Here is a 12721-nt window from a genome sequence, read left to right as displayed (position 1 = left end):
GATGTCATTTCCGAAAATCAACTGGACCGTAAGGCGGCAATGGTTCAGATTCCCGCGTTGATCAAAGCCTATCTGCGTTTGGGCGGCGCGGTGGGCGAGGGCGCCTTCTTGGATCACAGTTTCAACACCACGGACGTGTGCCTGGTGCTTGATGTCGCTGAGATGCCCGAAAAACAACGACGTATGTACTTGGAAGGGGCTGCTGGATGAGCACGACATGGCGACCAGATCAGGATGATGTCGTTGATCTTTCACAAATCGGGATACTCGGCTGGCTGCGGTTTGGCTTGCGCGCGCTTGTATTGATCGTTTTGATCCTGATTTGTCTGACGCTGCTCCTTTTGCTGCGTCTCGTTGAAAGACCGCTGTTTGGCATGGCGCGCCCCTATAGCCCTTATGTGACGCAATTTGTGTGTCGTACTGCGTTTCGGATCATGGGCATGGGGTTTTCTGTCTCTGGCGCACAAATGAAATATGCAGGTGCGGTGGTTGCCAATCACAGCTCATGGCTTGATATCTTTTCGCTCAACGCGGCCAAACGCGTTTATTTCGTGTCTAAGGCTGAAGTGGCCAAATGGCCGGGCATCGGCGCCTTGGCGCGCGCGACGGGCACGGTGTTTATCGAACGTGACCCGCGTAAATCGCGCGAGCAAAAGGATGTATTCGAGCAGCGGCTCAAAGCAGGGCACAAGCTGCTCTTCTTCCCCGAGGGCACGTCGACTGATGGTTTGCGGGTCCTTCCGTTTAAATCAACGCTCTTTGCGGCATTCTTTACGCCTGAGCTAAAGGATTTGCTCTGGGTGCAACCGGTCAGCGTGAATTACTTTGCCCCAAAAGGCGAAGAGGCGCGGTTTTATGGATGGTGGGGGGATATGGATTTCTTCCCGCATCTCATCAAGACATTGGCTGTACGCAAATCCGGACGGGTCGAGGTGGTATATCATCCGCCCCTGCGCGTGGCAGAGGCGGACAATCGCAAATCTATGGCACTGGCCTGCGAAATGGCCGTGCGCGGCGGCCATCATATCGCTGGAAAGTGATTAACCGTTGGCTTCGCGAATTTTGTCGGCCGCATCTTTGTCAAAACCCACTTCGTTCTGTTCGAACAATGTGTCCAGCTCGCCGGAGAGCGTCATTTCGGTGATGATGTCACAACCGCCAACGAATTCGCCTTTGACGTAAAGCTGCGGGATTGTGGGCCAATCAGAGAAATCTTTGATGCCTTGGCGCACGCCTTCGTCCGCCAGAACGTTCACGTCCTGATACTCCACGCCCATGTAGTTCAACACACCTGCCACGCGGGAAGAAAACCCGCACTGCGGCATTTCTTTTGTGCCCTTCATGAACAGGACAACAGAGTTGCCATCTACAGTTGCTTGGATGTTGTCTTTAACGTCGCTCATGTCTCGTCTCCTAAAGCGCAAATGCGCGAGGGTTTATTCCGGTGCTTTTGTCGTCAGGGCCAGCGCGTGCAATTCACCTGCGCTACCGTCCATCTTGCCTTTAAGTGCTGCATAAACCGCGCGTTGTTGTTGCACACGGTTCTTGCCCGCAAAGGAGGCATCGATCACTTCTGCTGCAAAATGCTGACCGTCGTCTCCCTGCACAGTGATGCTGCCTTCTGGGAAAGCCTCGCGAAGGAGCGTTTCAATCTCTTGTGCTGTGATCGCCATTTAAGTGCCTTTCCGTGCATTGCTTGCCCCAGATGTAGAACTGCAAAAGGGGGCAAGCAAGGGGCTCTTAGGAAAAGAGCGTTGGAAAGACGTTTTCTGAGAGGTCATTCAGCTCAGCGAGGGTGGCCGTTGAGCTACCCAAAGTCACGTCTTCGCCGCCAAATTTACCGACAGTTGCGATGCTTACGCCTGCTTGACCCGCCGCGCCCATGAGCGCTTCAGCCTGATCAAAGTTACACGCGATCAAATAACGCGCCTGATCTTCACCAAACAGTTCGGGTGTGTCGCCGCTGTCGAGCGTGAGGCCAACACCAGCCGTTGCCGCCATCTCGAACGCTGCAAGCGCGAGGCCGCCATCAGAAATGTCTGTGCAGGCTTTGATCCAGTCGCGGTTGGCGCGGATGAAATCACCGTTCTTGGCTTCTGCATCCAGATCGATGCTTGGCGCATCGCCTTCAACACGGTTGAAGACTTCGGCGAGAAGGGCGGACTGTCCAAGGTGACCCGTGGTTTCACCCACAAGCAGGGCAACATGACCCTCGCGCACATCTGAATTGATCAGCTCATCCTCAGAGGCGAGCAAGCCAACAGCGCCAATCGTAGGCGTTGGTAAGATGCCTGTGCCATCGGTTTCGTTATAGAGAGAAACGTTGCCAGACACGATTGGCATGTCCAGCGCTTTCACTGCTTGGCCAATGCCATCAATCGCGCCAACGAATTGGCCCATAATCTCTGGTTTTTCTGGATTGCCAAAGTTCATATTGTCTGTCGTTGCCAATGGCTTGGCGCCCACAGCTGTCAAGTTACGATAAGCTTCCGCAACCGCCTGTTTGCCGCCCTCAATCGGGTTGGCCTTAACATAGCGCGGCGTCACGTCAGAGGTGAAGGCAAGCGCCTTGCCAGTGCCATGTACGCGCACGATGCCAGCGCCAGCGCCTGGAATGCGGATCGTGTCGCCCATCACTTGGCTGTCGTATTGCTCATAGACCCAACGTTTGGAGGCGTAGTTCGGAGAGGCCAGCAACGCCTTCAACCCATCGATAGGATCGATTTGCGGCACATCTTCCAACGCCTCTGCCGCAGGTGTTGGCACCCACGGGCGGTCATATTCAGGGGCGGAGGAGGCGAGTTTGCTCAATGGCAGATCGGCCTTCACTTCACCGTTGTGCATGATCAGGAAGCGATCTTCAGCAACGGTTTCACCAACGATTGCAAAGTCGAGGTCCCATTTGTCGAAGACTGCTTTCGCTTCTGCTTCCAGCTCAGGCTTCAGAACCATCAACATGCGCTCTTGGCTCTCGGAGAGCATCATCTCATAGGCGGTCATGTTGACCTCGCGCACAGGCACGTTTTCCAGATCGAGGCGTACGCCAAGCTGGCCCTTGTCGCCCATTTCAACTGCAGAACACGTCAAACCAGCCGCGCCCATATCTTGGATCGAAATCACAGCGCCGGTTTGCATCAGCTCCAGCGTCGCTTCCATCAGGCGTTTTTCGGTGAACGGATCGCCAACTTGAACCGTTGGGCGCTTGTCTTCAATCGTGTCGTCAAATTCAGCCGACGCCATAGTCGCGCCGCCAACGCCATCACGGCCCGTCTTCGCGCCAAGGTAGACAACAGGCATACCAACGCCGGAAGCAGCGGAATAGAAAATCTTGTCCGCATCGGCGAGACCCGCCGCGAATGCGTTCACAAGGCAGTTGCCATTGTAAGCCGGATCAAAGCGCACTTCGCCGCCGACGGTTGGAACGCCAAAGCAGTTGCCGTAGCCGCCAACGCCCTCAACGACGCCGTTTACCAATTGGCGTGTTTTGTGGTGCGAAGTTTCGCCAAAGGAGAGCGAGTTCATCGCCGCAATCGGGCGCGCGCCCATTGTAAAGACATCGCGCAGAATACCGCCAACGCCTGTCGCCGCGCCTTGGTAGGGCTCAATATAGGACGGGTGGTTGTGGCTTTCCATTTTGAAAACAACCGCTTGGCCGTCGCCAATATCAACGATACCTGCGTTTTCACCAGGGCCACAGATGACTTGTGGACCCTCAGTTGGCAAGGTGCGCAGCCATTTCTTGGAGGATTTATAAGAACAATGCTCGTTCCACATCGCGGAAAAGATGCCAAGTTCTGTGAATGTTGGCTCGCGCCCGATGATGTCCAAAATGACGGCATATTCATCAGGTTTTAGCCCGTGGGCAGCAATCAGTTCTTCGGTGATAGCAGGCTCTTGCATTCAGTTTAGTCCCCAGAAACGTGAAGTTGCGCGTCTCATACGTGGAAAGGGCGCGCGGGGCAATGCGACAGGACGGTCAAATGCGCCGTTGACCTGTGGGTTTTTTTGCCGTGATGTGACCCAAAGCAGGGAGAACATCATGCAAGTCATCGCCAACCCGTTTCGCGGTTCAGGATTGCCCGTAGGTTTAGACGCTGTGCCAGCCCCATCAATTGACGCTGCCGCGCCGCGCGCATTGCTTGCCGATTGCCCTGTTCATAAGGTGACGCCGCTGACGTCAGCGCTTGGCTTGTACATCAAGGACGAGCGCGGCCGCATGGGGCTGGGCAGCTTCAAAGCGCTCGGCGCGGCCTATGTGATTGCCCATGAAGCGCAGCAGGGATCGCTTGAGGGGCGCACGTATGTGACTGCAAGTGCTGGAAATCATGGGATGTCTGTCGCCGCTGGGGCAAAGGTGTTCGGCGCTAAAGCAGTCATCTATTTGGCCGAAACCGTGCCCGCTGGCTTCGCTGATCGCTTGCGCGAAAAGGGCGCTGAGGTGGTCGTGGAGGGCAGCGATTACGAGGCCAGCATGGCAGGCGCTCAGGCCGCTGCGGAGGCGAATGGCTGGACGTTGCTCTCTGACAGTTCATGGGATGGCTATTTCGATCTGCCGCATCGCTTGATGGAAGGCTACCTTGCGATGGCGGCTGAATGCACAGAACAAATGGAGGCGCCGAGCCATATTTTCCTTCAAGCGGGTGTCGGAGGATTGGCCGGGGCCTGCGCTGCATTGTTCCGCGATGTGTGGGGGGATGGCCCGAAAATCACTGTGGTGGAGCCTGAATTCGCGCCTGCGCTTTTCGATTCGATTGAAGTGGGGGCGTTTACAACTGCTACGGGGCCGGTCTCGGATATGGGGCGGCTTGATTGCAAAGAGGCGTCTTTGATCGCGCTCAAAGGTCTGTCGCGCGATACCGATGCCTTTGCCTTGATCACTGAGGAAGAGGCGCAGGATGTTTTGCCGAAACTGGAGGCGGTAGATTTGGCGTCCAGCACGTCCGGCGCGGCGGGGATTGCTGCGGCCTTGCTTACTGACTTGCCCAGTGATGCGCGCGTGCTGTGCATTTTGAGCGAAGGCGCTTGATGTTTCCGCCCAAGGAATTTTTGACGCGGATCGCGGGCGTTCAATCGCGCATGCAAGCGGGTGGATTTGCAGCGCTGTTGCTGACGCAGGATGCGGACATTCGTTATCTCACGGGGTTCCTGACGCGATTTTGGGAAAGCCCGACGCGCCCATGGTATCTTGTGCTGCCCGCTCAGGGCTTGCCGATTGCTGTTATCCCTTCCATCGGCGCGGCCTTGATGGGGCAAAGCATTGTTCAGGACATACGCACTTGGTCCGCGCCTGATTATCACGATGATGGTGTTTCGCTGGTGATCGAGACATTGCGCGAGGTTGCCGGATCAGGAAAAATCGGCACGCCACATGGCATTGAGAGCCATTTGCGCATGCCGCTCGCCGATTGGGCGCGTTTGAGCGACGCGCTTGAAATCGTTGGCGACGATGCAATCCTACGCGCCGCACGCATGATCAAAACCCCAGCCGAGATCGACGCGATCCGCGCGGCATGTGCGGTTGCAGGGCGTGCGTTTGAGCGGGCGCCAGAGATTGCAAAAGCGGGCACACCCTTGTCGGAAGTGTTTCGCCAGTTTCAAATCCTTTGCCTGCAAGAGGGCGCAGATTGGGTGCCCTATCTCGCGGGCGGTGCGGGCGCGGATGGTTACGCAGATGTGATTTCACCGGCCAATGATACGCCGCTTTCTCAGGGCGATATTCTGATGCTCGATACAGGTGTTATCAAGAACGGTTATTTCAGCGACTTTGATCGCAATTTCGCTGTTGGCGCGCCGAAGGCGGATGCAGAGCGTGCTTATGAAACGCTGCTCAACGCGATGCAGGCGGGCGAGGCAGCTTTGAAACCGGGAAATACGGCTGCAGATGTTTTTCACGCGATGGACCGGATTTGCACCGGCGGGGCAGGTGGGCAAAGCGCGGGGCGGCTCGGGCATGGCCTTGGGCTGCAACTGACCGAAGGGCTGTCTTTCATCGCGGGTGATCATACGGTGCTCGAAGCGGGTATGGTCATCACGCTGGAACCGGGCGTATCGGTGTCGGGCGGCGCTGGTTTGATGGTGCATGAAGATGACTATGTGATCACCGATACCGGCTGGGAGCGACTTTCGCCTGCGCCGCCTGAGCAGCTTGTCAGGCTCTCGCTATGAGCGTGCCCTATACACTCGCGCCGCAAATCGGCACGGATGCACGGCTTGGTCTGATTGTCTTGCAATCGGATGAAACAATGGAAGCTGAGCTGCGCCAAGTTTTGCCTAACAAAGATGTGGGCCTTTTCATTTCGCGCATTCCAAGCGCGGCAGAGGTGTCCAATGACAGTCTTGCCGCGATGGAGGCAGAGCTGCCGCGCGCTGCTGGTTTGTTGCCAAAGACAGTGAATTTCGATGCGGTCGGCTATGGCTGCACATCGGCCTCTAGCGTGATCGGAACAGAGCGCGTTGCAGAACTGGTCGCGAATGGGTGCCAGACCGCTGTAGTTAGCAATCCTGTCAGCGCCTTGGTGGCGGCCTGTAAATCGCTAGGGATTAATAAGCTGGCCTTGCTCACGCCCTACGCGGAAGAGGTGAGCGACAGTTTGCGCGCGGCGCTGCTGCAAGAGGGCATCGAAACGCCTGTTTTTGCTAGCTTCAACGAGCCTGTCGAAACCAATGTGGCGCGCATTGATCCGGCGTCCGTGCGCGCGGCTGCGATCACGCTTGGTACGGATAAAGGCGCAGAGGCCGTGTTCATGAGTTGCACGAACCTCAGAACTTTGCCTATTCTGAACGCCGTTGAACAGGGCTGCCAAAAGCCCGCACTCTCGTCCAATCAGACGTTTTTCTGGCATATGTTCCGCCACGCTCGGCTGGACCCTGCGCGTCTGGATGGGCAGTTGTGGAGCAGGTCACTATAATAAGAGGAGGGGAGACGCATGTTTTCTCGTGAGAAGTTAGATTATTCGGCGATTGCTTTGCCGGATCGTATCGAGATGAGTGAAGAGGAACGCCTCGAAACTGCAAAAGCGCATCTTGAGTTTATGCGCAAACGCCACTCCATTCGCGATTTCACGGATACACCTGTGCCGCGCGAGGTCATTGACCATGCTATCAGCGCGGCGGGATCAGCGCCGTCTGGGGCGAACCACCAGCCTTGGCACTTTGTTGCGATCTCCAGCGCTGAGGTCAAAAACAAGATCCGCGTTGCGGCTGAGGAAGAAGAAGAGAAATTCTATGCCGGCGGCGCCAGCGATGAATGGATCAAAGCGCTAGAGCCGATTGGCACGGATGCGAGCAAACCGCATCTCGATATTGCGCCCTGGCTCATCGTGATCTTTGCACAGCGTTGGGGCACCTTTGAGGATGGCACGCGCTATAAGAATTACTATGTGCCTGAAAGCGTCGGCATCGCGACCGGTTTTCTGATTTCTGCGCTGCATCATGCGGGATTGTCCTGTCTGACCCATACGCCGAACCCTATGAAGTTCTTAAATGAGCTGCTTGGACGTCCCGATTCCGAGAAACCGGTCATGATTCTTGCGGTTGGACATCCGTCGCAAGACGCTACAATCCCCAGCGTTGCAAAGATGAAAAAGCCTTTGGACGAGATTCTCACTGTTTTTGAATAGAAAATAGCGATTGGCCAAAAAAAAGGCCGAGCGATAAGCTCGGCCGAAGTCCAACAGGGAGGTACAAAGACGAGGTGTAAACACCCGTTGACCGTCTTCGTACTGGTCAATTAATGCGCAGGGTGCTTACTTACAAGGCTCAAAATGCCGCAGTTGCAGCATTCCCGCTATGCGTCTGGCGCATAGCTCGTTTTCGATGGTCCTGAATACAGGCGCTTGGAAGTCCCCAAGGCCCATTGCAAAGCAGCGTCGCAAATCATAGGTTCCGTTCAGATTCAAAGATGGCCCGACCAACGGGTCTTACCACTCAAAAAGGATACCCCGATGGAAGGTGGCATTGCCCAATTCGTCCCACTCATTTTGATCTTCGCGATCATGTATTTTCTGCTTATTCGTCCACAGCAGAAGAAGTTGAAAGAGCACCAAACAATGGTTGCGGCCCTACGCCGTGGTGACCAAGTGGTCACGCAGGGTGGCCTTATTGGTAAGGTGACCAAGGTCAAAGACGACAACGAAGTTGAAGTTGAGCTGGCTGAAGGCGTCAAAGTGCGCGTTGTTCAGTCCACTATCGCGAATGTGATCAACAAGACGGAGCCAGCCTCCGAGTAATCGAAGGCATGGCTGGCACGAGGGGCCGGACATATGTTGCAAATTGACCTGTGGAAGCGGGTGGTAATCTGGGCGGTTTGCGCCATTGGATTGCTACTGGCGCTTCCGAATGCATTTTACTCCAAAGTTGAGCAGCACAATGATGCGCTTGCAGCAATTGAGGTGTCTGGCACCAATGATGAGCTGGATGCGATGGTCGGGCAATGGCCCGGCTTTTTGCCATCTGGTCTCGTGAACTTGGGTCTCGATCTTCGCGGCGGTGCGCACTTGCTCGCTGAGGTGAAGGTTGAGGACGTTTATGCGGCGCGTATGAAAGCGTTTTGGCCAGAAGTGCGTGACGCTTTGCGCCCAGAGCGGTCAACGATTGGTACGATCCGCTTGCAGCCCTCTGCTGACGATGAGCTAAAAGTGCGCATTTCCCAGCCTGAAGGCACGGCGCGGGCCCTTGAGGTTGTTCGCGGTTTGGCGCAGCAGGTTGTGTCGCTCTCGGGTGTTGGATCTACCGACATCGTTGTGAGCGCGGCTGACGGCGTTTTGACGATTGGCCTTTCCGACGCTGAAAAGAGCGCAACGGACGAGCGCACGATGCAGCAGTCCCTTGAGATCATTCGCCGCCGTATCGATGAAGTCGGCACGCGTGAACCAACGATCCAGCGCCAAGGCACCGACCGTATTCTTATTCAGGTGCCAGGCATTGGCTCTGCGGCTGAATTGAAAGCCATCATTGGCACGACCGCGCAGCTGACGTTCCAGCCTGTTGTGGGCCGTGCATCTGATCCAGATGCAAACGCAGGTGTCGGTAACGAAATCCTGCCATCGCTGGATGAAGATGGCGTTTATTACACATTAGAAACCGCACCTGTTGTGACAGGTGAAGAATTGGTCGATGCGCAGCCAGCGTTTGACCAAAACGGTCGTCCTGCTGTGAACTTCCGTTTCAACCCATCGGGCGGGCGTAAATTCGGTGACTACACGGCCGAAAACATCGGCAACCCGTTTGCGATTGTTCTCGATAGCGAAGTCATTTCCGCACCTGTGATCCAAAGCCATATCTCTGGTGGCTCTGGTATCATTACGGGTAACTTCACGGTCGAAGAGTCCACGAACCTTGCTGTTTTGCTGCGAGCAGGTGCTTTGCCTGCGCAGCTCGATTTCCTTGAAGAACGTACAATCGGTCCAGAGCTGGGTGCAGACAGCATCAAAGCGGGGCAGGTGGCCTGCGCCGTTGCGTTTATCGCAGTGCTTGTCTTCATGTTCCTGAGCTACGGCACGTTTGGCCTGTTCGCGAATATTGCGTTGCTGATCAATGTTGGTCTGATTTTTGGCCTGCTGAGCATGATCGGCGCGACGCTGACCTTGCCAGGTATTGCGGGCATCGTTTTGACAATCGGTATGGCGGTGGATGCCAACGTGCTGGTGTTCGAACGTATCCGCGAAGAGCTGAAATCAGCCAAAGGGCCAGCGCGGGCGATTGATCTTGGTTACGAAAAAGCGCTGAGCGCCATCATCGATGCGAACATCACGACCTTCCTGACGGCGGTAATTCTGTTCGTCATGGGCTCTGGTCCTGTACGTGGTTTCGCGATCACGCTGGGGCTTGGCATTATGACATCGGTCTTTACGGCGATCTTCGTGACGCGACTTATCGTCGTGATGTGGTTCGAACGTAAACGTCCTAAAACACTGGAGGTGTAACATGCGCCTAAGACTGGTCAAACAAGACACGAACTTCGACTTCTTCTCGCGCTCCAAAATGTGGCTCGGAGTGTCGATCCTGTTGATGGTGCTCAGCCTTGCGTCCTTCTTTGTGCAAGGGCTGAATTACGGTATCGACTTTAAGGGCGGTACTACGATCCGTACCGAAAGCACGACAGCGATTGATGTCGGTGCCTACCGCGATGCGATTGCGCCGCTTGGGCTAGGGGACATCACAATTTCCGAGGTCTTCGATCCAAGCTTCCGTGAGGATCAGCACGTTGCGATGGTCCGTATCGAGGCACAAGACGGCCAAGAAGCGGTGACCTCTGCCGTGATTGCTGACGTGCAAACGGCGCTGCAAGTGATCGCACCGGACATCAAATTCGTCTCTGTCGAATCCGTTGGCCCGAAAGTGTCAGGCGAGTTGATCCAAACAGCGGCTATCGCGGTTCTTCTCGCGATTGCAGCGGTTCTGATCTACATCTGGCTGCGTTTTGAATGGCAGTTCGCGCTCGGCGCGGTTGCCGCGCTGGTGCACGATGTTGTTCTGACAATCGGTGTTTTCTCTCTCGTTCAGATTAAATTCGATCTGGCGATTATCGCGGCTTTGCTGACCATTGTGGGCTACTCGCTCAACGATACAGTTGTTGTCTTTGACCGCGTGCGGGAAAACTTGCGCAAGTACAAAAAGAAGTTGCTGAAGGACGTGTTGAACATCTCTATCAACGAGACGCTTAGTCGGACATTCATGACCTCTGTCACCACATTGCTCGCGCTTATCGCGCTGTTCGTACTGGGCGGCGACGTGATCCGTGGCTTCGTCTTTGCGATGATCTGGGGTGTGATTGTTGGTACCTACAGCTCTATCTTCGTGGCCTCTGCGATCCTTCTGCGCCTCGGCGTGAAGCGGGATTGGAGCAAGCAAGACGCGAATGCTGGCACGCAATTTGCCAACATCGATGCATAACTGAATGCTAAATACACTCACATCAGCCCTCGCAACAGACGGGCTGATGTGGATCGCTTTTGGGACCTTTCTGGCGGGGGTGGTGCGCGGCTTTTCCGGTTTCGGCACCGCGATGATTTACCTCCCCATCGCGGGTCAATTCCTAAGCCCGATCGAAGCGCTCATCACTCTGACCATCCTAGACAGCACGGGCCCGATACCCGCGTTGCCCCGCTCGGCGCGCGAAGCCGATTGGCCTGACCTGCGACGGTTAAGTCTCGCGATGATAATCTGCCTACCCTTCGGACTGCTGATCTTGCTCTCTGTCCCCGAAGAAGTGTTCCGCTATGCGGTCTCGCTGATCTCATTGGGATTGCTGTGCGCATTGATCTTCGGCTTGCGGTATCAGGGTCGTCTTAGCCGAAACAAAGTCCTCGGCGTTGGCGCATTCTCGGGCATTTTGGGCGGCTCGGCAGGCCTCCCTGGTCCAGCGGTGATCTTGTTTTACATGGCAAGCACACATCCGCCCCACGTGATCCGGGCCACGATCATGTTGTTTCTGTTTTCCTTCGATGTTGCCTTGATGGTGATACTCTCAGTGCAGGGGTTATTGACGTTGCAGGCGGTTGCGATTGGCGTGGTACTCATTGTGCCGATGATCTGCGGCGTTGTGATCGGGACATGGCTCTTTCGTCCATCCTATGAAAAGGTTTATAGAACAGCGGCCTATGTGATTATCGGCGTGTCCGCCGTACGCGGTTTGCCAATTTGGGGATGATGCACCATGCAATTGACCGAACTACAGTTTGACGATGCCAAACCAATCGAAGGGTATGGCCCGGGTTTCTTTCGCATCGCAGGTGAAGTTCTAAAAGCGCCCTTGATCGTCACAGCCACTGGCGCGCGCCCTTGGGGCGGGTATGACGACCCTGCGGCCTTGCTTGATATGGCGTCCGAGATCGATGTGTTTTTCATCGGCACAGGTGATGAGATCGGCCATCTGCCCAAAGATTTGCGCGCCGCCTTAGAGGGCGCGGGCATCGGCGCGGAAGCGATGAGTTCACCGGCCGCGTGCCGCACATACAACGTTCTGGTCTCCGAAGGGCGCCGCGTCGCTGCAGCCCTCTTACCGGTTCAAAAGACGTGATGCGCCCATGAGCCTTGTGATCGATAACCTCAGTGTGATGCGCGGCGGAATTGCTGTGCTCGAAGAGGTGTCATTCTCTTTGAACGCAGGGCAAGCGTTGGTTCTTCGTGGACCGAACGGAATTGGCAAAACAACATTGCTGCGCACGATTGCGGGGCTACAGCCCGCACTATCGGGATCGGTGACAGCGCCCGAAGACAGCATCGCCTATGCCGCGCATTCGGACGGCATCAAGCAAGTGCTGAGCGTGCGCGAAAATCTAGAATTTTGGGCCGCAGTCTTTGGCACAGGTGATATTGCGCCTGCGCTCAAGGCCTTTGCGCTTGAGCCACTCGTCGAGCGCGCGGCAGGGGCTTTGTCCGCAGGGCAAAAACGTCGTCTTGGATTGGCGCGTTTGCTCGTATCAGGGCGCAGAATTTGGGTGTTGGATGAGCCGACGGTTTCCTTGGATGTGGATGCTGTCGCCTTGTTCGCGCAGGTCATTCGCACGCATTTACAAACCGGCGGCATAGCCCTGATCGCAACGCATATTGATCTGGGGCTGGATGCAGAGGTTCTTGATCTCGCACCGTTCAAAGCGCGACCAGTTCAAGCAGATGACGACGCGATGGAGGGATTTCTGTGAGAGCGCTCCTGATCCGCGATTTGCGCCTTGCGATACGGGCAGGGGGCGGCTTTGGCCTCGGCCTTGCCTTCTTTTTG

At 55.8% G+C, this 12721-nt stretch carries 14 protein-coding genes and 1 pseudogene; 12 read left to right on the top strand and 3 right to left on the bottom strand.

Features of this window, described 5'->3' with window-relative positions; translation table 11 throughout:
• Nucleotides 1-210, top strand: a pseudogene (locus ABJQ89_RS10850) (ornithine-acyl-ACP acyltransferase); the annotation flags it as partial.
• The gene (locus tag ABJQ89_RS10845; protein ID WP_348496255.1) at nt 207-1040 is read left to right on the top strand and encodes a lysophospholipid acyltransferase family protein; all 834 of its coding nucleotides are present in this window, start codon (nt 207-209) and stop codon (nt 1038-1040) included. The pseudogene ABJQ89_RS10850 and the gene ABJQ89_RS10845, both read left to right, overlap by 4 nt.
• Here the strand turns inward: ABJQ89_RS10845 and grxD are convergent, their stop codons facing one another.
• From grxD to purL, 3 genes are all read right to left on the bottom strand, one after another.
• Nucleotides 1041-1403 carry a Grx4 family monothiol glutaredoxin gene (grxD, locus tag ABJQ89_RS10840; RefSeq protein ID WP_348496254.1) on the bottom strand — a complete coding sequence of 121 codons (363 nt, stop codon included), beginning with the start codon at nt 1401-1403 and terminating at the stop codon, nt 1041-1043.
• 33 nt (nt 1404-1436) lie between these two features.
• Nucleotides 1437-1673 carry a BolA/IbaG family iron-sulfur metabolism protein gene (locus tag ABJQ89_RS10835; protein ID WP_348496253.1) on the bottom strand — a complete coding sequence of 79 codons (237 nt, stop codon included), beginning with the start codon at nt 1671-1673 and terminating at the stop codon, nt 1437-1439.
• Nucleotides 1674-1740: 67 nt separating this feature from the next.
• The gene (gene purL / locus ABJQ89_RS10830) at nt 1741-3900 is read right to left on the bottom strand and encodes a phosphoribosylformylglycinamidine synthase subunit PurL (RefSeq protein ID WP_348496252.1); all 2160 of its coding nucleotides are present in this window, start codon (nt 3898-3900) and stop codon (nt 1741-1743) included.
• Between the two features lie 139 nt (nt 3901-4039).
• On the opposite strand from purL, the gene ABJQ89_RS10825 reads away from it, so the two are divergent.
• The 10 genes from ABJQ89_RS10825 to ccmA all read left to right on the top strand — a co-directional run bounded on the left by ABJQ89_RS10825 (nt 4040) and on the right by ccmA (nt 12644).
• Nucleotides 4040-5026: a pyridoxal-phosphate dependent enzyme gene (locus tag ABJQ89_RS10825; protein ID WP_348496251.1), complete on the top strand. Its 987-nt coding sequence runs from the start codon at nt 4040-4042 to the stop codon at nt 5024-5026.
• Nucleotides 5026-6165 carry a Xaa-Pro peptidase family protein gene (locus ABJQ89_RS10820; protein WP_348496250.1) on the top strand — a complete coding sequence of 380 codons (1140 nt, stop codon included), beginning with the start codon at nt 5026-5028 and terminating at the stop codon, nt 6163-6165. Before ABJQ89_RS10825 ends, ABJQ89_RS10820 begins: the two co-directional genes overlap by 1 nt.
• Entirely contained in the window at nt 6162-6908 is a 747-nt protein-coding gene (locus tag ABJQ89_RS10815; RefSeq protein WP_348496249.1) for an Asp/Glu racemase, read from the top strand. The genes ABJQ89_RS10820 and ABJQ89_RS10815 overlap by 4 nt, the downstream gene beginning before the upstream one ends.
• A gap of 18 nt (nt 6909-6926) precedes the next feature.
• The gene (locus ABJQ89_RS10810) at nt 6927-7619 is read left to right on the top strand and encodes a nitroreductase family protein (protein WP_348496248.1); all 693 of its coding nucleotides are present in this window, start codon (nt 6927-6929) and stop codon (nt 7617-7619) included.
• 324 nt (nt 7620-7943) lie between these two features.
• Entirely contained in the window at nt 7944-8228 is a 285-nt protein-coding gene (gene yajC / locus ABJQ89_RS10805; RefSeq protein WP_348496247.1) for a preprotein translocase subunit YajC, read from the top strand.
• 33 nt (nt 8229-8261) lie between these two features.
• Nucleotides 8262-9923: a protein translocase subunit SecD gene (gene secD, locus ABJQ89_RS10800; RefSeq protein WP_348496246.1), complete on the top strand. Its 1662-nt coding sequence runs from the start codon at nt 8262-8264 to the stop codon at nt 9921-9923.
• A 1-nt stretch (nt 9924) separates the two neighbouring features.
• Nucleotides 9925-10893 carry a protein translocase subunit SecF gene (gene secF, locus ABJQ89_RS10795; protein WP_348496245.1) on the top strand — a complete coding sequence of 323 codons (969 nt, stop codon included), beginning with the start codon at nt 9925-9927 and terminating at the stop codon, nt 10891-10893.
• Between the two features lie 4 nt (nt 10894-10897).
• Nucleotides 10898-11650 carry a sulfite exporter TauE/SafE family protein gene (locus tag ABJQ89_RS10790; protein ID WP_348496244.1) on the top strand — a complete coding sequence of 251 codons (753 nt, stop codon included), beginning with the start codon at nt 10898-10900 and terminating at the stop codon, nt 11648-11650.
• A gap of 6 nt (nt 11651-11656) precedes the next feature.
• On the top strand, nt 11657-12019 hold the full coding sequence (locus ABJQ89_RS10785; RefSeq protein WP_348496243.1) for an Mth938-like domain-containing protein: 363 nt from the start codon (nt 11657-11659) through the stop codon (nt 12017-12019).
• 7 nt (nt 12020-12026) lie between these two features.
• Nucleotides 12027-12644, top strand: a complete 618-nt coding sequence (gene ccmA / locus ABJQ89_RS10780) for a heme ABC exporter ATP-binding protein CcmA (RefSeq protein WP_348496242.1) — start codon at nt 12027-12029, stop codon at nt 12642-12644.
• Nucleotides 12645-12721 lie beyond the last annotated feature (77 nt).

Origin of the sequence: Planktotalea sp., from assembly GCF_039984035.1 — a bacterium.
Taxonomy (GTDB): Bacteria; Pseudomonadota; Alphaproteobacteria; order Rhodobacterales; family Rhodobacteraceae; genus Planktotalea.
The sequence above is the reverse complement of the archived record's forward strand: the minus strand, read 5'-3'. Positions and strand labels throughout refer to the sequence as shown.